The organism is Massilia sp. CT11-137, assembly GCF_047302885.1.
GTDB lineage: Bacteria > Pseudomonadota > Gammaproteobacteria > Burkholderiales > Burkholderiaceae_D > Telluria > Telluria orientalis.
The window spans coordinates 1,930,657-1,954,864 of record NZ_JBKYMP010000001.1; the positions used below are offsets into that span (position 1 = coordinate 1,930,657).

Genomic DNA, 24,208 nt, shown 5'->3' on the forward strand with positions numbered 1-24,208 from the left:
GCGGGAAGGAAGGAACGCGCACATTGAGCCGGACGAGGTCCAATGTAGTGGAGGAATTGTTCGGAAGCCAATAACTTTTTGGTGAGAACCGATATCGGAATGGATATTGGTCGCGGCAGGTGTTCGACTGTTACGTAACATTAATGTTATACGCGAACATATTCACAATGTTGTGCTCGCGCATCGCTCATATTGTTTCGTTGAGGAAAGTCAAAGTTGAGTCCATAATGGCCTCAACAGAAGTATTGACTTCCAGCCGGCGCATCGTCATGCCATTTCCTCACCGCCTCGTCTCCTTCCTGCTCGTGACCACCACGGCGCTCGGGCCGGTTGCGCACGCCGGTACCCCGGCCGCCGATCCCAGGGCGGAAGTGAACGCGATCTGGGACCTCGCGCAGGACTCCCCGCGCGCGGCGCTCGACCGGGTACAGGCCGCGCGCCGCGACCTGGGGCCGGATGCGCCCTACGACGCCAGGCAGATGCTGTTGCGCACGGAAGTGCGGCTCAGGGAAGACCTGGGCCAGCAGGACTCGGCCTATACGCTGGAACGCGAATCGCTGCAACTGGCGCAGGCCAGGGGCGATACGGCGGGCGTGGCGCTGGCCATGCTGGGCCAGGTGCGCGAGCTGCTCGAGGCCCATCGGCTGGACGATGCCCAGGCGCTGCTCGACAGGATCGTGGCCCAGGCGCCGAAGGACACGGCGCTGACGTTCAAGGTGTCGGCCGAGCGCACGCAGGGCGATATCCTGAACCTGCGCGCCCGGCTGGACGAGGCGCTGGCGGCCTACCTGCGCGGGCTGCGGCTGTTGCAGGGCAAGCCCGGCGAAAGCGGCAGGCGCGCCGTGATGTACGCCCGGATCGCCCAGGTATACGCCAATGCCGACAATCCCGCCAAGGCGATCGAGAATGCCGACCTGGGGCTGGCGGAAAAGAAGATGTCGCTGCGGTCGCTCGCGTCGCTGCAGTTCACCCGCGCCATCGCGCTGGTCAGGATCGGCCGCGACCGCGAAGGCATCGCCGCGTTCGAGAATGCGCTGGCGACGGCGGTGCGCGCGGGATTGCAGGGCATGGAAGCGGCGGCCCGCGGCAATATCGCGGACTACTATCTGCAGCACCACGACTACGTGCGCGCGGAAGCGGAGTCGCGCAAGGCGCTGGTCGTGTCGGAAAAGGGCAGCGACCAGAACGTCATCCAGATGGCGCGCGCCAATCTCGGGTTCGCGCTGATGGGGCAGGGCCGCATAGCCGAGGGCCTGCCCTGGGTCGACGGCGTCATCGCGCACCTGCGCAAGGACAAGCTCATCGGCGACCTCGAGGCGATGCTGGACGAGAAGGGCCGCATGCTGGAGCGCGCGGGTCAGTACCAGCAGGCGCTGGCGATCGTGCGCGAGCAGCAGTCGCTGCAACAGCAGAGCGCCCGCGCCGCGCGCGACCGCGCGATCGCGACGCTGCAGGAAGAATTCGACGCCCACCGCCGCAGCCAGCAGATCACCCTGCTGCAGCGCGAGAACCGGCTGAAGGATGCGGAGCTGAACAACCGCCGCACGGTGCAGCTCGCGACGACGTTCGGCGCCGTGCTGACGGTGCTGGCGGGCGCCGTCGTGACGGTCCTGTACCGGCGCACGGCGCGCAGCAACGCGCGGCTGAAGGAATTGAACGTGCAGCTCGAATTCGGTTCGACGCACGACGCGCTGACGGGCCTGCACAATCGCCGCTCGCTGACGAACCGGATGAGCGTCCGCAAGGACGACCGCCGGCACCCGGTGCCCGGCGCCGTCGACTGCTTCGTCCTGATGGACATCGACCATTTTAAAAGCATCAACGACCGCTGGGGCCATGGCGCGGGCGACGCGGTCCTCGTCGACGTCGCGCGCCGCCTCGCCGCGGCCGTGCGCGACACCGACATGGTGGTGCGCTGGGGCGGCGAGGAATTCATGATCCACGCGCCCGCCATGGACCCGGCCAGCGTCGCCGGCATGGCGGAGCGGATCCTGGATGCGATCGGCGCCAGGCCCGTCGACGCGGGCACGTGCACGATCCCGGTGACGCTCACCGCGGGGATCGTCGCGCTGCCGGGCGCCGGCGCCGCGTTCGACTGGCCGTGCGCCGTGCGCCTGGCCGACTGGGCGCTGTATCAGGGCAAGGCGCAGGGCCGCAACCAGGCCCGCATCGTCACGCGGCTGTACGCACCGGCGGACACCGTGATGGCGGCGCTCGACCGCGACGGCGCGGACGTCGCCGTGCTGCTGGCGCTGGAGGACGTGCACGGCCCGCGCCAGGTGGTGGAACGGGCGCCGCCGCCCAGGCGCGACACGGGCGGCGGCACCCTGCACGCCATGGTGCGCGCGTGACCGGTTAGCCGCGCCGCGCCGCCTCGATCGCGGCGACGTCGATCTTCTTCATCTCCATCATCGCGTTGAACGCGCGCTTGGCCGCGGCGCGGTCGGTGCCCGTAAACGCTTCCATCAGCACGCGCGGCGTGATCTGCCACGACACGCCCCACCGGTCGCGGCACCAGCCGCACGCGTTCTCCTCGCCGCCGTTGCCGACGATCGCATTCCATAGGCGGTCCGTCTCTTCCTGGTCCTCGGTCGAGACCTGGAACGAGAACGCGTCGGTGTGCCTGGGACCGGGACCGCCGTTCAGGCCGAGGCACGGGATGCCCATCACGGTGAACTCCACCGTCAGGACACTGCCTTCCTGGCCGGCCGGATAATCGCCGGGCGCGCGGTGGACGGCGCCGACGGCACTGTCGGGGAATGTCTGCGCATAGAACGTCGCCGCATCCAGGGCATCGTTGTCGTACCACAGGCAAATCGTGTTCTTGTTGATCATCTCGTCTCCCTTCGTGGTCTGGAAATGGAGCGGACACGATAGCACGATGCCCGGCTCGCCGGCATGTGGCGGTTCATCGCTCGGCCTGCGCGGGATGCCCCGTCAGCGGCAGCTCCGGCAGGAACAACAGCGCGATGAGCCCCGCCAGCACGATCAGCGCACCGGCGCCGAAGATGTTGGCGATGGCGTGGCGGTACACGTCCACCGTCAGCGCCTGCGCGGCGGGCAGCGCAGCTGCCGCGCCATGCGCGCTCGCGCGTGCGACGTCCGCGATGCCGTGCGCGTGCACCTGGTGCGCGAGGATGGCGCCGGAGCCCGTCACGCCGAGCAGCCCGCCGAGCGAGCGGAAGAACGTCAGCATCGCCGTGCCCACGCCGCGCCGCGGGACGGGCAGCGCGTTCTGCACGGCGATCGTCATGTTGGGCATCACGAGGCCCAGGCCCGCGCCCAGCATGAAGATCGCGGGCTCGATGATCCAGTAGCCGCGCGCCGTGTCCATGCCCCACGCGAGGACCGCGAACGCCAGCACCGCGGCCGACAATCCCGCCACCTGGACGGCCTTGTACTTGCCCGAGCGCGACAGCACGCGGCCGTTCAGCGTGGACGACGCGATCATCCCGACCATCATCGCCACCGTCATCATGCCCGAATGCGCGGGGCTGCTGCCCATCACGAGCTGGAAGAACAGCGGGAAGAACACGCTCGCGCCCATCAGGCCCATGAACGTCAGCGCCATCACGATGCTGGCGATGTTGAAGACGCGGCTGTGGAACAGGTCCGGCGGCAGCACGGGTTCGGCCGCGCGGCGCAGGTGCACCATCAGCCAGCCGCCCGGCACGACGGTCAATGCCGCGCACACCTGCACCTGCACCGAATCCCACGCCCATTCCGTGCCGCCCAGCGCGAGGATCAGCAGCAGCGCCGTGATGGTCGTGGTGAGCAGCACGGAGCCGAGGTAGTCGATGCGGTGCGCGTGCGTCTGCACGGGCTTGCGCAGCGAGCGCGCGATGGCGTGGAAGGCGACCGCGCCGACGGGCAGGTTGATGAAGAAGATCCAGTGCCACGACAGCAGGTCCGTCATCATCCCGCCCAGCACGGGACCGAGCACGCTGGTGACCGCGAACACGATGGCGATCGAGCCCTGGCGCCGCGCCCGTTCCTTCGGCGGCACGAGGTCGCCGATGATGATCTGCGCCAGCGGCATGAAGCCGCCGGAACCCATGCCCTGGATGGCGCGGAACGCGATCAGCTGCGTCATGCTCTGCGCGAAGCCGCACAGCACGGAGCCCAGCAGGAAGGTCGCGAGCGCCGTGAAGATCATCGGACGCCGGCCGTACTGGTCGGCCAGCTTGCCGTACAGCGGCATCGTGGCGGTGGAGGCGAGCACGTACGCCGTCACGACCCACGACAAATGGTTCATGCCGCCCAGGTCGCCCACGATGCGGGGCAGGGCGGTGGCGACGATGCTCTGGTCGAGCGCCCCGAGGCCCAGCACGGCCATCAGGGCCAGGTAGACGGAACGGATTTCGTGGGCGTCGGCGAACGCGGGGGATTCAATCTTCATGGTCGGCGAGGAAGTTGAGGGCGTCGATGGCGCCGGCGAGCGCGGTCATCTGGTCGGGCGACAGGCGGGCGATGCGTTGCGACAGCCAGTCGTGGCGGCGGTCGCGCAACTGGTGCAGCGCTTTGTGGCCGGCCGGGCTGACGTGCAGGCCGCTCCTGCGCCGGTCGTGTTCCTGGGCGGCGCGCTCGACGAGGCCGGCCGTTTCCAGGGCCTTGACCTGGCCGCTCATCGTCGGGCTGCGCACCTGCTGCATGCGCGCGAGCTCGGCCACGCCGATGCCGGGGTGTTCATGGATCATGTGCAGGAGCATCGCCTGCATCAGCGACAGGCTTTGTTCCTGGCGCTCGGTGTCGCGCCGCATCTGGCGCACGAGGCCCTTGAGGGCCGTGCGCAGGTCTTCGGACAGGCGTTCGACGGGTTGGTCGTAGTTGGGCATGAGTAATATAGGTAGGCTACCTAACTATATTACGCGCATCGCACCGCGCATGCAAATGGTGTCTTGGTGACAATGCACGCATTTTTTCGGCGACACATTTGATAAAGTGGCGCACTATGCATTTTCGAGCCCAACTGGACCGTTCCCTCGCCATGCTGTCCGCGCGCGGCCTGGCGCGTCGTCACGCCGCGCCGCCGCTGTTCCGGCTGCTGTGGAAACTCGGCGTCCGCCTCCGCCCGCCGCACTTCCTCGGCTTCGCCCACATCGCCGGAGTCTATGGTACGTGGTTCACGTGCGCATGGGGCATGTTCATGTGGCTGCTGGTGTGGTCGCAGCAGGGACTGGACTTCCTGGGCGTGGCGCTCAGGTCTTGCGGCGCAGGCGCGGCGTTCGGCTTGATGATGGCGTGGTTTTATACGCGCGAACGCAGGGAATTCGCGTTGCCGGCCTGGGAATCGTTCGGCCGGGACGAACAGACAGGCTGAACGGGGGACACATGCAGACGCCGCCGAGGGCGTCAACCTGATCGAGGTCCGCTGGGCAAGGTGACGAGCGTGCGCATCGATCCGGACACGGCCATGCTGGAGCGGACACTGCAGCGCATCGCGGCCAAGGCACCGCGGAGGCGCTGGCCGCGCCCATCATCTCCTGAAGCGGCTTACAGCGTCTGCCAGGCCAGCGCGGCCATCACTTCGTCCACGCCGATCTTGTCGACCCAGTCGTCACGCCGCGCGACCGTAATCACGGTGCTGTTGTGCTTGTCGATGGGGGCCCATTCCGGATTTTTTTGACGCATCAGCGCGATCACGGGGACGTGCACCGCATTCGCCAGATGCATGACGGCCGTCTCGACGGAGACGATCAGCTTGCACAGGCTGAGGATGGCCGGCAGCTGGAAGAAATTGTCTTCGGCACTGAACAGATGGGTGCGCGCGAGGTCGTGGCGGGCGAACAGGGCACGGGCGCGCGCCAGGTCTTCCGGGACGACGTTGACGATGAAGCCGGCGTCGTGCCACGCGGCGTCGCGCTGCATCGTGCGGATCAGTTCGATGACCCGCTCCAGCGGCCACGAGCGCTCGACCGATTTCGAGTACGCATTCAGGAACACGACCTTGGGCGCCGTCACGCCGGTGCCGCCGAATCCCCAGGCGGCGAACTGGCCGCGCGCGTAGTCCATCCAGCGGTCGGGGATGGACAGCACGGGATAGCGTGCGGCCGGCGGGATCGTGATGCCGAACAGCTGCGTGAACCAGTCGGCGTAGATGTCACTGATGTGCTGGTCCGGATGCGATGCCGTGCTGTACGCGGAAATGAAGGCGTCCAGCTTGCGGTAGGCGAGGTGCTTCGGCAGGTCGTAGGGCCGCACGCGCTTCTTCTGGCCCACGACGAAGCCGTGCGGGCTGATCTTGCGGGCCAGGCCCGCGTACTTGTGCCGGTCCAGCACGGCGAGCGACACGACGATCGGGTAATCCTGCTGCTTTGCTTCCTGCAGCGAGGCCTTGTACAGCGCCGGGCTGTAGGTTTCGTTGTAGACCTTGTCGAAGCAGGGGCACTCGGCCAGCCAGTCGTACAGCGCGTATTTCTTCAGGTGCGGCCAGTCCGCGGCCCGGCGCGTGCGGCGGCGCTCGTCGACCCACAGGTCGATCTTCAGGTGCGGGAAGGCGCGCGCGAAGGCGCTGAAGCAGCTTTGCAGGTAAGTGAAATCGCCCAGCGCCAAGTGGGCGATGAACAGGATCCTGTCGGCACGCGCGAGCAGCGCGCGGTCGACCAATGCCGTGCGGGCGGCCGAGTCGGCCAGCCAGTCCGTGTCGAATGCGCCCGGCTGTGCGTGGCCACCCCAGCTGTCCAGTTTCAGCGTCTGTTCACTCGAGATCTTCATAGCAAAATTGTAGAGGGCGAATGGCCGGGGTAAAACAGTCGGTGCTGTAAAGTTCGGTAAAGCTTGTATTAAGAATTACCAGACCAGGATGACGTCCGTGTTGCATGCCGGGGTAATGGGAAATGGCTGATTAGTAAATATTGCGTCCCGCCAGTCTGCCAGATTGCATGGCAAAACGATGCACTGTTGAGGTTACAAGTTGTAACGACATGTGTCGCCGGCCGCACCACCGGCCGTTGGCGGGCCGATGGCGCGTGGTCCAGCGTCAGCCCAGGTTGCTGCCGCGGATCTTGCTCAGGTCCGTGTCGCCGCCGGCGGTGCCGGGCCGTGGATCGAGGCTCCCGCCGGCGCCGCCGCCGGGCATGGCACTGCCCGCGCCCGCGCCCATATCGGACGAGCCAGCGTGCCCGGCGCCCATCGAGCCCATGCCGGCACCCGCGCCCGTGCTGGCGCCAGCGCCGCCGCCGACCATGCCGCGCATCGCCACGTTCGGTCCCATGCTGGGCGCGCCGGAACGCATCGGGTCGGTGCCGTAGAAGCTGTGGATGTGCTGGGCCCATTGCGCGTCAGCCATGTCGGGCCAGGCATCCTTGTCGAAGCCGGGGGCGTTCTGCAGGCGTTCCTTCTCGATATCGAGCACGAAGCGCTTGTTGACGGTGTCCAGGTGCAGGGCCTGCCAGGGCACGGCGAACAGCTTGTCGCCCATGCCCAGGAAGCCGCCGAAGGACAGCACGGCGTAGGCGACCTGGCCGGTCTGCATGTCGAGCATGATTTCCTTGATGTCGCCCAGGTCCTGGTCGGCGGCGTTGACGACGCTGTCGCCGATCAGGGTGTCGGCGCCCATCAGCGCGGGGCCTGGGCCGGCATGTCGTCCAGTGGCCTTGTACATGCCATATTTGTCGCGATCTGCGTAACTCATCTTTCTTCCTCCCGATGTCGATGATTGCAGGGCTGTCGGTGTGCGGTACCCATCAAGGGTAGATGGGCCTCCCCGTACGCGTTTGCGTCCACTCAATCGTGCGCCAACGCGGTACGCGCCGACGTCCCGATCCTAGTCCCGATCCGCATTGCCGCGCGCCCGCTAGATGCCAGGAAAAAGACATCTGGCACAGGCCGAAAAGTAGCGCTGCGTAATGCTTGGTGAGAATTAGGTGCCGCCTGCTCGACTATCATGCTGGACTTGTTCATGATCAATGTTCCGAACACGAAGGAGGCATGATGAAACGTTGGATGTTGGCGGTACTGATGTGCGCGGCGGGCGCCGCGCAGGCGAATTCGGCGTGCGACAAGCCGAAGAAGGATTTCGACGGCCTGTATTGCCTGAACAAGGTGTACCAGGAAGCGGACAATGAGCTCAACAGCACGTACGGCAAGCTGGCCGGCAAGCTCGATGCGGACGGCAGGAAGCGTCTCAAAACGGGCCAGCTGCAATGGATAGCTGAACGCAACGACAACTGCTCGCGCCACGAGGGCAGCGCGTTCTACGTGAACCTCGAGTGCGCGACCGGCACGACCGTCCGCCGCGCCCAGTTCCTGCAGGACCGGCTGCGCGAGTGCGTGAGCGCGGGCTGTCAGAACAGCAAGCTGTAAGCGCGCCGGCCGTCAGTCCAGGTCGGAAGCGTCGTGGCGCTCCAGCACCTGTTCTTCGGGCTTGCCGCGCACGCGGTTGACCTTGCGCCCGCGGATCACGGGCGGCCGCGCGCCGACCTCGTCCGCCCAGCGGCGCACCTGCTGGTACTGGTGCACGGCAAGGAATTCGCCGGCATCGTACAGCTCGCCCAGCACGAGGCCGCCGTACCACGGCCAGATCGCCATGTCGGCGATCGTGTATTCGTCGCCCGCGACGAAGCGGCGCCCGGCCAGCAGGCGGTCGAGCACGTCCAGCTGGCGCTTCGTTTCCATCGCATAGCGGTTGATCGGGTATTCCAGCTTTTCCGGGGCGTACGCATAGAAATGGCCGAAGCCGCCGCCGACGAACGGCGCCGAGCCCATCTGCCACATCAGCCAGTTGAAGGTCTCGGTGCGGGCCGGGATGTCCTTCGGCAGGAAGGCGCCGAATTTTTCCGCCAGGTAGACGAGGATAGCCCCGGACTCGAACACGCGCACGGGCTCCGGTCCGCTGCGGTCGACGAGCGCCGGGATCTTGGAATTCGGGTTGATCTCGACGAAGCCGCTGCCGAACTGGGCGCCTTCGTTGATGCGGATGAGCCAGGCGTCGTATTCCGCACCGGCGTGGCCCGCGGCCAGCAGCTCCTCGAGCATGATCGTGACCTTTTGCCCGTTCGGCGTGCCCAGCGAATACAGTTGCAGCGGATGCTTGCCCACCGGCAGTTCCAGCTCGTGGGTCTTGCCCGCCACGGGACGGTTGATGCTGGCGAAGGCACCGCCCGAGGGCGTCGCCGGGGACCAGACCCGGGGCGGGACGTAGGTGGACGTGAACGGGTTCGTGGGGTCGGACATTGCACTTCTCCTTCTGGGACTCGGTAGGAGAGGCGATGATGCCCGAAAAGCCGGCTTCGTGCTGGAAGCGGGCGCGCCGTCTCAGCGCAGCAGTTTCAACCCCGGCGGCAGCGCATCGCCGAACATGCGCGTGCTGCTTTCCTGGTCCAGTTCGACGACCTCGCGCACCTGCGCGGACCAGCTGGCCGGCGCCCCCGCGGACGCGAGCCGTTGCAGCACCTGGGCGCGCAAGTCCTCGCCGATGTCGCGCGTGCGGTCGCCCGTCTTGCGCGCGAGGTGGGCGGCGGCGAAGCCGGCCGGCTCGATCCGTTTCCAGTCGAGCAGCATGAGCTCCGTCAGCCAGCGTTCGGCGGCCTCGGGCGGCGCCACTTCGTGCGCGCTGCCGTGCAGCGGCGTGCGGGCGCCCACGCGCGCGAGCGCCCACAAATAGCGCGCGTATGTGGCCGCCGCCTTCGCATCGGGCTTGGGCGTGACGGGGATGCCCATGATGCGGCCGACCATCCAGTCCCCGATCTCGGCCTTGTACGCGGCCGGGATCCGTTCCAGCGACGCGCCCAGGCGCAGCATGTCGTCCTCGCTGCCGTCGACGAGCGTGGCGGGACGCCTGGCGCGGTCGCCCGGATCGGCCTGCAGGTTGAACGCGAAGTCGTCGAGCAGGCGCAGCTGCGCTTCCGTGGAGAGTCCGCCGGCGACGCGCCGCCACAGGGTCCACCATTCGGCGCGGACCTGGCTGTCCTTGACGTACTGGGCGCCGGCCGGGAACAGGGCCCACAACTGCTGGATTCTCCAGTCGTCGAGCGGATCGCCGAAGCCGGGCCGCAGGCACCAGCCGGCCAGGTTCAGCCACACGCGTTCGTGCTCGGCCGAGCGGCGCCGGCCTTTCGCGCGTTCCATCAGGGCGTCGAACAGGCGGCGCAGCAGCGGGGTCTCCCACCGTTCGCGGCCGCCCAGCACGTGTTCCAGCGCGCCGCGCAACTGGCGCACTTCGCGCACCTCCACCTGCTGGTTGCGCGCGCCGAAGATGCGGTCGATGCGCTTGATGGCCTCGTCGAGTTGCGGATGCGCGACCTCTGGCGCTTCCTCTTCGCCGCGCAATTGAAACTCCAGGCGCCAGCGCTGGCCGCTGCCATCCTCGGCTACGCAGAACATCTCCAGCGTGCCGAGCTCGGACAGCGCGGCCGCCAGTTGCACGGGAATGGACGCCGTCTTCGCATCCTGCGCGCGCAGCACGGTGGCGATGGCCGGCAGCCGCACGACGTCGGCGGGATCGAGGTCGACGAGATCGCCCGCCGCGGCCGTAGCGGCGATGGCGGAGACGAGGTGGAAGCGCACGGGCCGGCCCACGCGCAGGGCGAAGCTGCGTTCGGCCAGCGTGATCTCGGCGCCGGCGCGGGCGCCGCGCGGCAGCACGCAGACGGCGCGCAGACGTTCGCCTTCCTCAAGGATCAGGTAATAACTGCGCGCCGAGCCGCTCTCGATGGCGGGCGCGAGCCCGGCCCGCGCGAGCGAATACGCGACGGCGCCGCGCGCGACGGCGACGTCCGGATCGGCATTGTGCAGCACGCGCACGGCGTCCCCGCGCCACGCGGACAGCACGTCGGCGAGCCGCTGCGCCAGCGCTTCTCCGCGGAACACGCCGCCGTTCAGCAGCAGGGTATCCGGCACGGGCAGGCGATCGTCATCGGGGATGCCCAGCGCCTCGCGCGCCGCCTGCGCGTGCTGGCGCAGGAAGCCCGCCAGATGGCGCGTGATGGCCGGGTCGCTCGCATACGGCAGGCCGAATTCGACGATGCCGGCGCGGGCGCGCTGCGGACCTTCCCGCGTGTCGTTTAAAGGGAAAAAACCGTCCAGCACGATGCGGTCGACGTCCGCCTTGGCGATCGTCGCGGAGCGGCTGGCGCCGATGAGGCGCGAGCCGCTGCCGAGCAAGGTGACGGTCACTTCATCCGGCGCGTCCGGCGCCAGCAACTGTTCCTTCGCGGCGCGGCAGCGTTCCGTCAGTTGCGCGAGGCGGCCGGCCGACAGGCGCTGGCTTTCGCCCAGGCGCGATTCGGCCAGGTGGGCGAGCGCGAGGTCCATGTTGTCGCCGCCGAGGATCAGGTGGTTGCCCACGCCGATGCGCGACAGTGCCGGTTCTCCATCCTTCAGCTCGACCTTCACCAGCGTGAAGTCGGTGGTGCCGCCGCCCACGTCGGCCACGAGTACCAGCTTCGCGTCCGCGAGGTCGGGGCCCAAGGTGGTGCGGTGGCGCTGCAGCCAGTCGTACAGCGCGGCCTGCGGTTCTTCCAGCAGGCGCACGTCGGGCAGGCCGGCGAGGCGCGCCGCTTCCAGCGTGAGGGCGCGCGCGCCTTCGTCGAACGAGGCGGGGATCGTGAGGACGATCTGCTGCCGCTCCAGCGGCTGGGTGGGGTGCTGCGTATTCCACGCCGCGCGCAGATGGGCGAGATAGCTGGCGCTCGCGGCCAGCGGCGAGACTTTCGGCACGTCGTCCGGCGCGCCCCACGGCAGGATGGGCGCCGTGCGGTCCACGCCCGGATGCGACAGCCAGCTTTTCGCGGAGGCCACGAGCCGGCCCGGCGACGCCGCGCCAAGACTCCGCGCGAGGCGGCCGATGGCGACGCGCGCCACGCCGCCCACGTCCGGCTGTTGCCAGGGCAGTTGCAGCGCATCCGCCGCGAGTTCGCCCTCGAGCGGGTGGTAGCGGCTCGACGGCAGCAGCGGCGCCGTGCCCACTTCGCCGGGTGCCACCAGCTGCGGAATATCGAACGTGGCGACCTGGCCGGACCCCGCGTCGGCATACGCCAGCACCGTGTTGGTGGTGCCGAGGTCGATGCCGACGAGGGCTGGTTTGGTGCGGGTCACTGCTCGCTGCTGCGGACGTCGAACTCGACCTTCCAGCGCTGGCCTTCACGGGCCACGGCCACCAGTTCCAGCGTGCCCGCTTCCGTCGCCACGGCATGCAGCTTCACCTGCACGACGTCGCCCGGCGTGCGGCCTTCCGCCGGCAGCGTCGCCTGGATCTCGTTCAATTCCTGCAGCTCGTCCGGGCTCCAGGACTCCAGCACGGTGCCGATATGGTCTTGCCGGCGCACGGTGGAGCCGAAGAAGCGGAAGTGCACGGGCTCGCCCACGACGAGGCCGAATTCCTGGCCCGGCAATTCCAGCTCGCTGCCTTCTTCCATGCCGAACGGCGCCACGCACAGCGCTTCCAGCGGCGGTTCGAAGCCGGGGATCGCGGGCATCGAGGACTCGACGCCGACGTAGTACGACCGGGCCGTGCCGCCGCGGATGCGCACGCCGCCGCCACGGCGCGCATAGCCGTAGTAGGCGGCGCCGCGCGCGACGGCGAGATCCAGGTCCGCGCCTTCCAGCATGCGGGCCGGTTCGGCGCCTTCCATGTACAGCCAGTCGTTGATGGTGTCCATCACGCGCCTGGCGAGGATGTCCGACTTGAACACGCCGCCGTTGAACAGCACGGCGCTCGGGTGCAGGAAGGTGTGCTCGGCATTCACCTTGCCGTTGAAGCCTTCCAGCTCCGCCGTCGCGCCGGCCTGGCGGCCGAGGAAGGCGGCGAGGTGGCGCGTGATGGCGGCGTCCTGCGCATACGGCAGGCCCACTTGCGTGAGGCCGGCGCGCGTGCGCGTCGCGGGACGTGCGGACGCTTCCACGCGCGGGAAGAAGCCGTCCGTGATGAACGTGGTGACTTCGTCGCGCGTCAGCTCCGTGCGGATCGAACCGCCGATCAGCTTCGAGCCGCGGCTCGGCACGACGATCGGCCACGTGGTCGCGTTGGCGTCCGCCAGCAGGTGTTCCTTGGCGCCGCGGCAGGCGTAGGTGAGGGCGCGCATCTGCCAGGCGTCCAGCTGCGTGCCGTTCGCCTGCAGCTTGCGTGCGACGAGGTGGGCCAGCGCGAGGTCCATGTTGTCGCCGCCCAGCAGGATGTGGTCGCCGACGGCGACGCGGTGCGGTTCCAGGTTGCCGTCGCGTTCGAGGATGGCGATCAGCGAGAAGTCGCTCGTACCGCCGCCCACGTCGACGACCAGCACGATGTCGCCGGCTTTCACTTGCTTGCGCCAGCCGCCGCCGCTGCCTTCGATCCAGCTGTACAGCGCGGCCTGCGGTTCTTCCAGCAAGGTCGGGTTGCCGTAGCCGGCGTTGCGCGCGGCCTCCGCCGTCAGCTCGCGCGCGGCCGGGTCGAACGACGCCGGGATCGTCACGGTGACGGCCTGCTGTTCGAACGGCGCGTCCGGATGCGTCGCGTTCCACGCGGCTTTCAGGTGCTCGAGGTAGCGGGTCGATGCGGCCAGCGGCGACACGCGTTCGACTTCTTCCGGCGCGTCGGTCGGCAGGATGGCGGCGCGGCGGTCGACGCTAGGGTGGCTCAGCCAGCTCTTGGCCGACGACACGAGGCGGATCGGCGTGCCGGCGCCGCGGCTGCGTGCCATTTCACCCACGACGGGCGCGGCCTGGCCGTTCGTCCACGGCAGCGCCAGTTCGCCCGGCGCCAGTTCGTCCGGGTGCGGCAGGTACAGGAACGACGGCAGCAGCGGCAGCGCCTCGACGGTGCCGGGCGCGCTCAGTTGCGGGATGCCCAGCACGCCCTGGTCGGCCTTCTCGCCGTCGCTGGCCTGCAGGTCGACGTACGACAGCGCGTTGTGCGTCGTGCCGAGGTCGATGCCGATCGCGTAGCGGGCGTCGTTGGTCTGGATGTCGCTCACAGTTCCACCTCCGCCGGGGCGATGACGCTGGCGTCGTGTTTATCCGCCAGCTGCGGCAGGCGCACGTCGCGGGCGCGCCAGCCGCGGTGCGACAGGGTGCCGGTGAACGGCGCCTTGCCGACGACGTTGCCGGTCAGGCGCACGCTGGCGGCGTCGAAGCCTTCCGGCAGCGTGATGCGCGTGCCTTCCAGCTCGCCGCGCACGGGTTCGATGGTGAAGTGCTCGCGCAGCACGCGCGCGCAGCCTTCGTGCACGAGACGGGCGGCGGCGCCGATGTCGGCGTCCGCATAGACCGTGATGTTTTCGTTGGCGAAGTCGATCAGGCGGGCTTCGCGCTGCAGGAGGCCCAGCAATTGCAGGGCCGCGTCCGGCGTGGCGATGCGTAACGGGGCGGGCGCCGGCGCGGGCTTCGGTGCAGGCGCCGGTGCGGGAGCAGGTGCGGCGATCGGGCCGACCTGGTCGTCGCGCACGCGCGCGGCGAACTCGGCGTCGCCCAGGGTCTTGAAGAAGGCGCCGAAGGCAAGGGACAGCCGGCTCCAGAAGGATGGCAGGTTGGTCGGTTGGCTCATGTTCTTGTGGTGTCTGGTGCGTGGTTCAGAAAGGGCGCATGATACCAGTTAGACAGCATCTGGTTCGGGTTCGCCGCCCGCCGCACCCGCGAGCAGCGCACGTGCATACACGTCGAAATCGTCCAGTCCCCGCTTGATGATGGTCACCAGCGCGGGCAGCGGCGCGGCCTGGTGGTCCCATTCGGCGCGGCAGAATTCGCCCGTGCGCTTGAGGTCCTCGGCCAGTGCCGGCTCGATCCAGCCGTTGTCGGCCAGCAGGGTGATGACGTCGCGCTCGTCGTGCGCCGGGCCCAGGCCGCGGTCGGCCAGCACGTAATCGCCCATCTCGACGGCCGCTTCCCAGGCGCGGATCACGTTCAGGGTCGCCGCGTCCTGGCGCGTGATGTCGCCGACGAAGGTGGTCGGGTCCTTTTCGTATTCGTCGCGGGCACGCTTGCAGCAGCGCTCGATGGTGCCCGTCTTGCTGACCAGCAGGTCGTGATCCATGTTGTTCCCTCGCTGCGGGACGTGGAGGGTCCCGTTCCAGCTAATACGTTACAACAAGAACAACACAGCCGCCGCACAAGTGGGCGCAAGCGCGCCCAGGAGCAGGCCCACGGCCCCGATCGACTCGTCGTTGAAGCCGCGCCGCAGCAGGGCGACGCCGGCCGGATTCGGCGCATTGGCGATGACGGTCAGGCCGCCGCCCGCCACCGCGCCCGCCACCAGCATGTATTGCGCGCGCTCGGACAGCCCGGCGATCAGCGAGCCGAGGTAGGTCAGCGCGGCGTTGTCCGTGATCGCGGTGAGGCCCAGCGCGCCGAAGAACAGGGCAGTGGGTTGGAGTTTCGCGACGATGGGCTGCAGCCACCATTGCTGCATCCCGCCCAGCACGACGAGGCCGGCGAGGAAGAAGCCGACCAGCAGGCCTTCCTTCAGGATCAGCGGGTTCTGGTAGCGCGGGTAGGCCTGGGTGATGCCGAGGAATAGTAAAAAAATGCCGGTGAACAGCACGGGATGGTGGGCCAACAGGACAATCGCCGTCAGCACGCCCAGGTGGGTGAGCGTGACAAGAACCGGCATGCGCACGGGCGCCTCGCCCTCGATCGAGATGTCGAACGGGCGCAGGTGCGGGCGCAGCAGATACGTCACGACGCTGGCATTGGCCACGACGGCGATGACGGCGCGCCAGCCGAAGTGCGCCAGCATGTGGACGCTGTCCCAGCCCCACGCGCCGGCCACCATCAGCACGGGCGGCGCGGCATACGACGTCAGCGTGCCGCCGATCGACACGTTGACGAACAGGACGCCCAGCGCCCCGTATTTCAACCATTCCGGCATGCCGGGGCGGAACACGGACGGGGCCAGCATCAGCGCGGCGATCGTCATCGCGGCCGGTTCCGTGATCAGGGAGCCGACCAGCGGCACGAGCGCGAGGCCGAGCCACGTCTGCGCGACTTCCGTGCGCAGCGGCAGCAGCCGCGCGAGCAGGCGCACGAGCGCGCGCGCCGCCTCCAGCACGGGTCGCGACGCGGCCACCACCATCACGACGAACACGAACAGCGGCTCCGTGTAATGGCGCGATTCGGCGTAGTCGATGGCGGCGGCGCTGCCGTCGACGAAGGCCAGCGCGAGCATCAGCACGAAGGCCCAGAAGCCGAAGACGACCTCCACCTCGCCCAGCAGGTGGAACAGCCCGGCGTGGCGCGGATGGCGGTGCGCCAGGCCTTCGAAGAGACGGGTGGCGAACGTGTGCAGCAGGGCGAGCACGAACAGGATCAGGGCGATCTTGTGCATGGTCGTGGTCATTGATGAGATCCTTATAAATAACTACGTCGTCCCCGCGAAGGCGGGGACCCAAGTTCTGCATGCATCGCGTCGGCGCGTGCGAATTGGGCCCCTGCCTTCGCAAGGGCGACGGTTAATGCTGGCGACTCGGGTAACTTCCCAATTTCACCCGCAGTACGCGCGGCACCGTGGTGAAATTTAACCCGTAATCGGTCTGGTCGCCGTTCCATACGTGATGCAGCACCCAGTTGCCCGCGTCGTCGTAGCGGCCTTCCTCCACGCGCGCGAGCATGGCGCGCTTGCCGCTGCCCTCCGGCGCCGTGAAATCGATGCGCGCCATGCGGCCCGTGACGAGGTATTCGTCCGGGCCCAGCGCCGCGACCAGCACGCCGCCTTCGGGCCCCAGCGGATTCGCGGGACGCGGCTTCATCCACGTCCAGTCCGACGCGCCGAACGTGCCCTTGTCGTAGTGGACGCGCGCCTTCCAGTTGCCGAGGTCCAGGTCGACGGGCTTGCGGTCGTCCGGTTCGCCCGCGCCCCAGACCTGGCCTTCGAACGCCAGCCGCGCCCAGATGCGCAGGATGGGCGCGACGAGGCGGTAGTTGCTGGCGAACGGCTCCAGCATGTCCCACGCGCTTTTTGGAATCGCGGCCGGGTCGTTGGCCTCCTTCGTGAAATCGACGCCGAACGGCGAGAAGCCGATGCCGCGCCGGCCCATCACGTCGAACAGGTAGCGCGCGTAGGCGAAGGTGTGGCCCGTCTCGGGGACGAACAGCGGATTGTCCGGGCGGTCGTACAGTTCCAGCACGGCGTGATATTTCGGGGTTTCCGGAAAATAGATGTCCGGGCCGATCACGTCGATGTGCGGCGCGCCGGCCTTCCACACGTCGATCACGTTGTCGGTGGGGCCGCCGGCCGAGTACGACGTCGGCTCCTGCTGCTTGAACGGATCGCGCAGCGCCACGTTGACGTACATCGGCAGGTCCAGTTCCGCCTTGCCGGCGGCGGCCACGGCGTCGGCGAAGCGCGCGATGTACCAGGCGTGGAACGCTTCGTCGGCTTCCTTGCCGAAGACCTCCGTCCACGTGCCGCCCGTGCGGCCGCGCGCCGTCAGGAGCGGCGCGGGCACCGGGCCCGCGAACAGCTTGTTCGCTTCCGGCGAGTGGTCGCGCGCGCTGCCGTAGGTGCCCGTCTCGTTCTCGATCTGGACCATGATCACTGTGCGCTGTGGATCCTTCGCGCGGATATGGCGCATCAGCGCGACGAAGGCGTTGCGGTCGGCGTCCAGCGTGGCCGGGAAGATCGGCGACAGCGAATCGCGCAGCTCTCCTTTCGCATCGACGACGCGCGGATAGCGGGCGTTGTCCAGCTTGATCCACGCCGGCGTATAGCTCGGCCCATTGTTCTTCCACGCGCCGAACCACAGCAGCACGAGGCGCACGTCGTGGGTGCGCGCCTGCGCGAGCAGCAGGTCGAGGTAGCCGAAGTCGAAGGTGCCCGGTGCGGTCTCGATCTGTTCCCACGCGATGGGCACTTCCAGCGTATTGGCGCCCAGCTTGTCGATGGCCGGCCAGACGAGCGGCATCTGCGCGGGCCAGGCACTGGAATTGTTCACCTGCGCGCCCAGCATGAAGAACGGCTTGCCGTCCACCAGCAGCGCATGGCGCCCGTCCTTGTGCACGATCCGCGGCAACGGCGCGTCGAGGACGATGTCGCGGCCCTGGGCCGACCAGGCCAGGGCGGACAGCAGCAAGCCGGCCAGCGTCTTTTTCATTCGGTCTCCTGTCGTGGTGATTTTGAACATTGTCCCACGACAGGGGCCGTCTCAGCGCAGATGCGCGCGCAATCCGGTGACGCCGGGCGCGACGTCGTCCGCCAGCACGTGCCGGTCCGGGTAGTCGCCGCCGTTCTGCGGCCGGTAGGGAATCGGCGCATCCGTGAACAGGGTGCGCATGCGCGCCGCCAGGCCGGCCTGCGCGCGTTCGACACCCTCGGCATCGATGCGGCCGGTGCCGTACACGGCATACGTGGGCAGCACGTCCATGCCGGGGAAGAACAGCGTGCCGTGCGTGATCGGGAACAGCAATTCGTCGAGCTGGCCGTTGATGCCGCGCGGGCCGTAGTCCTCGGCCGGTCCGCCCATCGTCACGGACAGCAGCGCGCGTTTGCCCGCGAGGCCGCCTTCGCCGTAGCGGTAGCGGTTGCCGGCACCCTGGTAGCCGTAGGCGAGGCCGTATGCCCACACGCGCTCGATCCAGCCCTTCATGATGGCCGGCATGCCGAACCACCACAGCGGGAACTGGAAGACGACGGCATCCGCCGCCATCAGCTTGGCCTGCTCGGCGCGCACGTCGTCCGGCTGCGTGCCGGTGCTGAACGCGTGGCCGGATTCGTCCACGAACGACAGGCGCTCGCGATCCTGCCGGTCGGGGAAATCGTGTTCGTCGTAGACGGCTTTCCAGCCCATGGCGTACAGGTCGGACTGGATCACTTCATGGCCCTGGGCGCGCAGTCCGGCGCGCGCGGCCTGGACCATCTGCGCCGTGAGGGAATGCGGGTCGGGGTGGGCGTGTACCAGTAAAACAGTCTTCATCGTCGTGCTCCGTGAATGTGATGAAGGCCATTCTGGCGCCGATCGTCACGGCCGGGAATGCCAGCCGGCTTTTGGGGTAGTATCCAAAAAATGGATATCAAGCGCATCGATTTCAACCTGCTCGTGACCCTGGACGCGCTGCTGGCCGAGCGCAGCGTGAGCCGCGCCGCGCAGCGCCTGAACCTGAGCCAGCCCGCGCTGAGCGCCCAGCTGGCGCGCCTGCGCGAGATGCTGGGCGACCCGTTGTTCGTGCCGAGCCACCGCGGCATGACGCCCACGCCGCTGGCCCTGGGCCTGCAGGCGCCGCTGGCGGCGGCCCTCGCGCAGCTGCGCGACGTGGTGACGTCGGCCCGCGCCTTCGACCCCGCGCGCGACGAGTTCACGCTCCACGTGGCGTGTTCGGACTACGTGCAAGCGGCGCTGCTGCTCGACTTCACGCTCGCGCTGCGCCGCGCGGCGCCGGGCCTGCGCATCGCCCTGCGTCCGGCCGATTCCGCGCGCCTGGAAGCGCAGATGGAAAAGGGCGACGTCGACCTCGCGGTGCTGACGCCGGAAGGCATCGCGGAGTCTCTCCGTTCGCGTCCGCTGTTCGAGGAGCGCTACGTCTTCATCGCGCGGCGCGGCCACCCGGCGCTGCGCCGGCCGCTGGATACGGCGCGGTTCTGCGAACTGGAACACGTGATGGTCTCGCCGCGCGGCGGCAGCTTTACCACGCCGGTCGACGAGGTGCTCGATGCGCAGGGCCTGCGGCGCCGCGTCGTCGTGTCGGCGTCGACGTTCCACTCGGTGCCGGACCTGGTCGAACGTTCCGACCTCGTCGCCCTCGTGCCGGCCCGCATGGTGGAAGGGCGTCCCAATCGCCTGCGCGTGCGGGAACCGCCGCTGCCGGTTCCCGGCTTCGCCATCCGCATGGCCTGGCATAACCGCAACCACGGCGACGCAGCGCAGCGCTGGGTGCGGGAGCAGCTGGTGGCGTTTGCGCGCGAGGCGCCGCGTTTCGGACATCCAAAATAAAAAAACGGATTCACATTACATGAATCCGTTTTCTTTTATTGCGGTTGAAACGCCCACGCTATCTGCGTGGTGCATTTCGGCAATTAATCAGACCGATTAAATAGCGCGGATATTTCCGGCTTTTTCGCCCTTGGGGCCGGTCGAGCGCACGAACGAGACGCGCTGGTTTTCGGCAAGGCTCTTGAAACCTTCCGATTGAATGTCCTGGAAATGGGCGAACAGGTCGCCGCCGCCTGCGTCAGGCGTAATGAAGCCGAAGCCTTTGGAATCGTTGAACCATTTCACGGTGCCGGTTTGAGTCGTCATTTTGTTTCAATCCTTAAAGATGCTATGGGCAAGACGCCCGGAATGCAGTACGACCAAGAGAGTAAGGAGGAAATCAAACAGGACCGCCGGGAGGCGAACGGGAGAGAAAGACCAACAATAACAACGACTTGATGTAGTGCCAGAAGAAAGATACAGGACTTTCCCGAATTCACCTAATTATTTCGGATTTATTTTCGATAGGCAGGTTTTGTCGAATTATCCATTGGGTGGGGAATAACGCTGTTATTATCATTTACCCCTTCGATGCGAATGTCGCGGAATCGGGTAATACAAGGTTATTTATGACAACGAGGCAATATAGGCTTGCCGATTTCATACGCGACAATATGGAAGCGATCCTGCAGGAATGGGAGAATTTTGCGCGCACGATCGAACCGCCGGCCTTGACGATGGATGACGAAGAGCTACGCGATCACGCGCGCCTGATGCTGCTCACCTTCGCGGACGATCTCGGCTGCTACCAGTCCGACCAGGAGCGTATCGCCAAATCCAGGGGGCAGGGCAAGCACGACGGCCAGGAAACGGCCGCCGAAGCGCATGCCCAGGCCCGCCTGTTGTCCGGCTATACCGTCGTGCAACTGGTGTCCGAGTACCGCGCCCTGCGCTCGAGCGTGCTGGCGTTGTGGCGGGACGCGGCGCCCGGGAGTCGCGCCACCGACATGGATGACATGGTGCGCTTCAACGAGGCGGTCGACCAGGCCCTGGCCGAGTCGGTGGCGCGGTATGAGCAACTGGTCAAGCAATCGCAGAACATGTTCCTCGCGATCCTTGGCCACGATCTGCGCAATCCGCTGGGCACGCTGGTCAGCGGGGCGAGTTTCGTCATGCAGGCAACCGATATCCCGCCGAAGTACATCCTCGTGGCGACACGGATGTTCAGCAGCGCCAAACGCATGAGCAAGCTGGTCAACGACCTGATCGACTTCACCCGCACCCATCTGGGGCCGGGCATGCCGATCCGCGTCCGGCAGGGCAGCATGGTGTCGGTGTGCCGGCAGGTGGTCGATGAATTGCGCACCTTCCATCCGGAGCGGTGGATCGAACTGGACGTGCCGCCGCTGCTGGATGCCGTGTTCGACGACGGCCGCATCGCACAGATGCTGTCCAACCTCATCGGCAATGCCATCCAGTACGGCGACAAGAATGCCCCGATCCGGGTCGGCCTGACCGCCACCGACGACGATATCATCCTTGCCATCAATAACCTGGGCCCGCCGATCCCGCCCGACAAGGTGTCGACCGTGTTCGAGCCCCTCGTCCGCGTCGCCGCCCGCATCGGCAGCGACCAGGCCGAGCACACCAGCCTCGGTATCGGCCTGTTCATCGCGCGCGAAATCGTGCACGCCCATGGCGGGCAGATCCATGTTGCGTCGAATGCGGAGGATGGCACGACCTTCACGGTGACGCTGCCGCGGCGCGCGCAGGATCGGCGCTTGGCCGACGGCCCGTCCAGCAACGCCTGAGCGGCATTTGCATAATTGCTGTATCGTGTGTCCACGCGTCCCGGATTGTTGTCCTCCTTGCCATGCCCTTCGGGGCGGTCCTGTCTAGCTCTCTTCCGTCATCAAGCTTTGCTGCCGTTGCACGACCCGCGATGGGACGGGCGACTTCTCCGTGCCGCGTATCACCAAGACAACCATAAGGCTGAAATAGAACTGCGATGAATGAAGAATCCTACGATATGGATGATGCAGTGGCGGCCATCGAAGCACTCCATGACGCGCTGGCGTCCGATCTGGAAGAGCTGGAAACCCGTATCCGTGCACTGGGGCATTCCGTTCTCCTCGTGCCGGAACCCGGCAACCCGGAAGTGTCCGAATTTTTCGAAGCGCGCGCATCCCTGCACAGCGGCCTGGCCAGTATTGCCGAGGTATTGGCATGGATCCAGTTGAAAACCGAAGAAGATCCCGAAGGTGAAGTCGCCACCGCGCTCCAGCCTCTGCCGAAGCTGCGCGGATGCGTGATCCATTAATTTGACTGGAGAAAACAATGAGTAAAAGCCAGGACGCGAAAAAGTCCACGAAGAAGGAACCGGCCAAGACCGCAAAGGAAAAGAAGGCGGACAAGAAAGTCAAGAAGGAAGAGAAAAAGCGCCAGCAATGACGCTGTCGCCGCGCCGTCCGGCCTGACGGACGCGCTCAGCCCAGGCTCTCGCTCAGCCCAGGCTCTCGCTCAGCCCAGGCTCTCGATATACCGCCCGTCCACCTGCGCGCAATACTCCGCGCAGGCCGCGCGCACGGCGGACGCCGCCGCATGCACCGCCACCGGCGCGTTCGTGCGCCGGCTCATCGACACGATGATCGGCGGCGGCACGGGCTGCAGCGGCACCTCCACGAATTCGCCGTTCTCGAGATGGCTACTGACGAACAGCCAGGGAATCGCGGCCACGCCGAAGCCGTTGCGGATCAGCTGGATGATGGCGGCCACGGACGGCGAACAGGTGATGCGCGTCTGTTCCAGCGGCACCGCGCTCAGATTGGCGAGCCGGGTGACGATGTCTTCCAGCATCCGGTGCGGCTGCGTGCCGCGCCCGAACGTCAGGATCGGGAATTGCAGCAGGCGTTGCGCCAGGCCTTCGCGCTGCGGCGCCAGCAGGCCCGCGCGCGCGATCCAGCGCACGGGATAGACGGCCAGCGGCTCGGACGTGATCTCGCTGCTGTTCACGCCTTCGATGCCGACCACCAGGTCGAGCTCTCCCGCCAGTAAACGTTTTTCCAGCGTCGTGCTCATGTCCACGACGAGATCGATTTCCAGCTCCGGGAAACTGGCGTTCAGCTGGCGTACGGAATGCGCGAGCCAGCTGTGCACCACCGTCTCGATCACCCCCAGCCGCAGCCGGCCCCGCACCGCGCTTTCCGTGCGCGCCGCTTCGCGCAGGCGCCGCGTCGCGTCCACGACGGCCTTCGCGTGGTTCAGCAGGTAGTCCGCGTTCGGCGTCAGCCGGAATTCGCGCGTGCTGCGGTCGATGAGTTCCGTCTGCAGTTCTTCTTCCAGTGCTTTGATCCGCAGCGAGATCGCCGCCGGCGTCGCATGCATGGCGCGGGCCGTCGCGCGGACGCTGCGCAGCTGGGCAAGGGTGATCAGGGTTTCGAGGAAACGTGTATTCATAGCGTCAAGAATACTTTATGCATGAGGGGAACGGATCAAAAGCGCGTTTAGGAAAACTTAACACATGCGGTAAAAATAAGTGGTTTGGCGGAAACGGACGATGCATCTATGCTTGTTTCCATGTCATTACCACGCGAGAAATCCATGAAACCGATCCAGTTCCGTCGCCTGGTCCGCGCGGGCGAATTCCGCAAGCCGACCGCCGGCGTCTGCGGCGGCTATGCCCAGGCCAATCTCGTCATCCTGCCGGACGCGCATGCCCATGATTTCCTGCGCTTCGCCCAGCGCAATCCGAAAGCCTGTCCGCTGCTCGCGGTCGGCGAGCCGGGCGCGTGGAACGTGCCGGCGCTCGGCGCGGATCTCGACCTGCGCACCGATGTCCCGGGCTATTACGTGTACCGCGACGGCGAGCTGGCGGAAGCGCCGGTGTCGCTGGAAGGCCTGTGGCGCGACGACCTGGTCGCGTTCGCGATCGGCTGTTCGTTCTCGTTCGAGGAAATGCTGCTGGCCGCCGGCATCCCGCTGCGCCACATCGAACAGGACCGGAACATCGCCATGTACCGCACGAACATCCCGAACGCGGCGGCGGGGCCGTTCGGCGGGAACATGGTCGTGTCCATGCGCCCGTTGAAGGCGCAGGACGCGATCCGCGCAATCCAGATCACGAGCCGCTATCCCGCGATCCACGGCGCGCCCGTGCACCTGGGCGACCCGCGCCTGATCGGCATCGCCGACCTGGCGCGGCCCGACTACGGCGACGCGGTCGAGGTCATGGCGGACGAGATTCCCGTGTTCTGGGCCTGCGGCGTCACGCCGCAGGAGGCGATCCGGGCGGCGCGCCTGCCGTTCGTGATCACCCATCGCCCGGGCTACATGCTGGTGACCGACATACCCAACGCTTCGCTGGCGACGCTGTAAAAAACAAACCCACAAACGGA

22 protein-coding genes are annotated in these 24,208 nt (G+C 67.3%); 7 read left to right on the forward strand and 15 right to left on the reverse strand.

Features of this window, described 5'->3' with window-relative positions:
• The first annotated feature begins 269 nt into the window (after positions 1-269).
• Positions 270-2,351, forward strand: coding sequence for a diguanylate cyclase (locus tag ACEN98_RS08675; RefSeq protein WP_413383490.1), 2,082 nt, complete (start codon positions 270-272; stop codon positions 2,349-2,351).
• Between the two features lie 4 nt (positions 2,352-2,355).
• Here the strand turns inward: ACEN98_RS08675 and ACEN98_RS08680 are convergent, their stop codons facing one another.
• The 3 genes from ACEN98_RS08680 to ACEN98_RS08690 form a co-directional block, all read right to left on the reverse strand.
• Positions 2,356-2,835, reverse strand: a complete 480-nt coding sequence (locus ACEN98_RS08680; protein ID WP_413340857.1) for a VOC family protein — start codon at positions 2,833-2,835, stop codon at positions 2,356-2,358.
• Positions 2,836-2,908: 73 nt separating this feature from the next.
• Complete coding sequence (locus ACEN98_RS08685; RefSeq protein WP_413383492.1) at positions 2,909-4,399, reverse strand: MDR family MFS transporter; 1,491 nt, start codon at positions 4,397-4,399, stop codon at positions 2,909-2,911.
• Complete coding sequence (locus tag ACEN98_RS08690; protein ID WP_413383494.1) at positions 4,389-4,835, reverse strand: MarR family winged helix-turn-helix transcriptional regulator; 447 nt, start codon at positions 4,833-4,835, stop codon at positions 4,389-4,391. The genes ACEN98_RS08685 and ACEN98_RS08690 overlap by 11 nt, the downstream gene beginning before the upstream one ends.
• A 116-nt stretch (positions 4,836-4,951) precedes the next feature.
• Between ACEN98_RS08690 and ACEN98_RS08695 the strand changes: the two genes are divergently transcribed.
• Entirely contained in the window at positions 4,952-5,320 is a 369-nt protein-coding gene (locus ACEN98_RS08695; RefSeq protein ID WP_413383496.1) for a DUF6404 family protein, read from the forward strand.
• A gap of 173 nt (positions 5,321-5,493) precedes the next feature.
• Here ACEN98_RS08695 and ACEN98_RS08700 read toward each other — a convergent pair whose 3' ends face one another.
• Both ACEN98_RS08700 and ACEN98_RS08705 read right to left on the reverse strand, forming a co-directional pair.
• Positions 5,494-6,714, reverse strand: a complete 1,221-nt coding sequence (locus ACEN98_RS08700; RefSeq protein ID WP_413383498.1) for a glycosyltransferase family 9 protein — start codon at positions 6,712-6,714, stop codon at positions 5,494-5,496.
• A gap of 265 nt (positions 6,715-6,979) precedes the next feature.
• Positions 6,980-7,633, reverse strand: coding sequence for a PRC-barrel domain-containing protein (locus ACEN98_RS08705; protein ID WP_413383500.1), 654 nt, complete (start codon positions 7,631-7,633; stop codon positions 6,980-6,982).
• A gap of 296 nt (positions 7,634-7,929) precedes the next feature.
• On the opposite strand from ACEN98_RS08705, the gene ACEN98_RS08710 reads away from it, so the two are divergent.
• On the forward strand, positions 7,930-8,304 hold the full coding sequence (locus ACEN98_RS08710) for a lysozyme inhibitor LprI family protein (protein ID WP_413383502.1): 375 nt from the start codon (positions 7,930-7,932) through the stop codon (positions 8,302-8,304).
• A gap of 12 nt (positions 8,305-8,316) precedes the next feature.
• Here the strand turns inward: ACEN98_RS08710 and yghU are convergent, their stop codons facing one another.
• From yghU to ACEN98_RS08750, 8 genes are all read right to left on the reverse strand, one after another.
• On the reverse strand, positions 8,317-9,174 hold the full coding sequence (yghU, locus tag ACEN98_RS08715; RefSeq protein ID WP_413383504.1) for a glutathione-dependent disulfide-bond oxidoreductase: 858 nt from the start codon (positions 9,172-9,174) through the stop codon (positions 8,317-8,319).
• A gap of 81 nt (positions 9,175-9,255) precedes the next feature.
• A complete protein-coding gene (locus ACEN98_RS08720; RefSeq protein ID WP_413383506.1) occupies positions 9,256-12,036 on the reverse strand; it encodes an Hsp70 family protein in 2,781 nt (926 codons plus the stop codon).
• Positions 12,033-13,892 carry an Hsp70 family protein gene (locus ACEN98_RS08725; protein WP_413383508.1) on the reverse strand — a complete coding sequence of 620 codons (1,860 nt, stop codon included), beginning with the start codon at positions 13,890-13,892 and terminating at the stop codon, positions 12,033-12,035. Before ACEN98_RS08725 ends, ACEN98_RS08720 begins: the two co-directional genes overlap by 4 nt.
• On the reverse strand, positions 13,889-14,461 hold the full coding sequence (locus tag ACEN98_RS08730) for a DUF2760 domain-containing protein (RefSeq protein ID WP_413383510.1): 573 nt from the start codon (positions 14,459-14,461) through the stop codon (positions 13,889-13,891). Before ACEN98_RS08730 ends, ACEN98_RS08725 begins: the two co-directional genes overlap by 4 nt.
• Before the next feature lie 48 nt (positions 14,462-14,509).
• On the reverse strand, positions 14,510-14,947 hold the full coding sequence (gene hepT, locus ACEN98_RS08735) for a type VII toxin-antitoxin system HepT family RNase toxin (protein ID WP_413341960.1): 438 nt from the start codon (positions 14,945-14,947) through the stop codon (positions 14,510-14,512).
• 48 nt (positions 14,948-14,995) lie between these two features.
• Positions 14,996-16,249: a putative Na+/H+ antiporter gene (locus tag ACEN98_RS08740; protein WP_413383512.1), complete on the reverse strand. Its 1,254-nt coding sequence runs from the start codon at positions 16,247-16,249 to the stop codon at positions 14,996-14,998.
• 112 nt (positions 16,250-16,361) lie between these two features.
• Positions 16,362-18,002 (reverse strand): DUF5597 domain-containing protein, encoded by a 1,641-nt coding sequence (locus ACEN98_RS08745; protein ID WP_413383514.1) that lies wholly within the window; start codon positions 18,000-18,002, stop codon positions 16,362-16,364.
• A gap of 51 nt (positions 18,003-18,053) precedes the next feature.
• Positions 18,054-18,821, reverse strand: coding sequence for an NAD(P)H-dependent oxidoreductase (locus ACEN98_RS08750; RefSeq protein ID WP_413383516.1), 768 nt, complete (start codon positions 18,819-18,821; stop codon positions 18,054-18,056).
• A gap of 90 nt (positions 18,822-18,911) precedes the next feature.
• On the opposite strand from ACEN98_RS08750, the gene ACEN98_RS08755 reads away from it, so the two are divergent.
• On the forward strand, positions 18,912-19,835 hold the full coding sequence (locus ACEN98_RS08755) for a LysR family transcriptional regulator (RefSeq protein ID WP_413383518.1): 924 nt from the start codon (positions 18,912-18,914) through the stop codon (positions 19,833-19,835).
• A gap of 96 nt (positions 19,836-19,931) precedes the next feature.
• Here the strand turns inward: ACEN98_RS08755 and ACEN98_RS08760 are convergent, their stop codons facing one another.
• Positions 19,932-20,141, reverse strand: a complete 210-nt coding sequence (locus ACEN98_RS08760; RefSeq protein ID WP_056136492.1) for a cold-shock protein — start codon at positions 20,139-20,141, stop codon at positions 19,932-19,934.
• A 347-nt stretch (positions 20,142-20,488) separates the two neighbouring features.
• Between ACEN98_RS08760 and ACEN98_RS08765 the strand changes: the two genes are divergently transcribed.
• Together ACEN98_RS08765 and ACEN98_RS08770 are read left to right on the forward strand one after the other, a co-directional pair.
• The gene (locus tag ACEN98_RS08765) at positions 20,489-21,625 is read left to right on the forward strand and encodes a sensor histidine kinase (protein WP_413383520.1); all 1,137 of its coding nucleotides are present in this window, start codon (positions 20,489-20,491) and stop codon (positions 21,623-21,625) included.
• A 197-nt stretch (positions 21,626-21,822) separates the two neighbouring features.
• Positions 21,823-22,134 carry a hypothetical protein gene (locus ACEN98_RS08770; RefSeq protein WP_413383522.1) on the forward strand — a complete coding sequence of 104 codons (312 nt, stop codon included), beginning with the start codon at positions 21,823-21,825 and terminating at the stop codon, positions 22,132-22,134.
• 200 nt (positions 22,135-22,334) lie between these two features.
• Here the strand turns inward: ACEN98_RS08770 and ACEN98_RS08775 are convergent, their stop codons facing one another.
• The gene (locus ACEN98_RS08775; RefSeq protein ID WP_413383524.1) at positions 22,335-23,270 is read right to left on the reverse strand and encodes a LysR family transcriptional regulator; all 936 of its coding nucleotides are present in this window, start codon (positions 23,268-23,270) and stop codon (positions 22,335-22,337) included.
• 144 nt (positions 23,271-23,414) lie between these two features.
• Between ACEN98_RS08775 and ACEN98_RS08780 the strand changes: the two genes are divergently transcribed.
• Positions 23,415-24,188, forward strand: a complete 774-nt coding sequence (locus ACEN98_RS08780; RefSeq protein ID WP_413383526.1) for a putative hydro-lyase — start codon at positions 23,415-23,417, stop codon at positions 24,186-24,188.
• Positions 24,189-24,208: the final 20 nt, after the last annotated feature.